The 278-nt window shown below is 59.7% G+C and carries 1 protein-coding gene; it reads right to left on the bottom strand.

Features of this window, described 5'->3' with window-relative positions:
- The coding region (gene traN, locus AAEY94_RS20675) for a conjugal transfer protein TraN (RefSeq protein ID WP_350979909.1) at positions 1-212 on the bottom strand (212 nt) is incomplete at its 3' end.
- Between the last annotated feature and the right edge of the window lie 66 nt (positions 213-278).

Genomic DNA, 278 nt, shown 5'->3' with positions numbered 1-278 from the left:
CCCCCGCACTGGTCCATCGGCATTCCGAGTTGCGAACGGCCTTGCCGGTTAATCAGCTTCGCGAGGATCGAGTTGAAGCAGCAATGGTCTTGCTCCCGCTCGAGGCAGACGCCGAGAACCTTCTTCGTGCAACGCGTGCCCGTCTGGACGCAGAGGTTCTGGCCACGTTTCAGCGAGAGCGTCTGCTCGGCTGTATTGCATTTCAGCCACATCTGTACGAGCTGAATCGCGACCGACAGGGCGAAACTCGACGGATCGAATCCGACGAACGTGAACCC

This window comes from Shewanella sp. AC34-MNA-CIBAN-0136 (genome assembly GCF_040309945.1).
Taxonomy (GTDB): domain Bacteria; phylum Pseudomonadota; class Gammaproteobacteria; order Enterobacterales; family Shewanellaceae; genus Shewanella.
The sequence above is the reverse complement of the archived record's forward strand: the minus strand, read 5'-3'. Positions and strand labels throughout refer to the sequence as shown.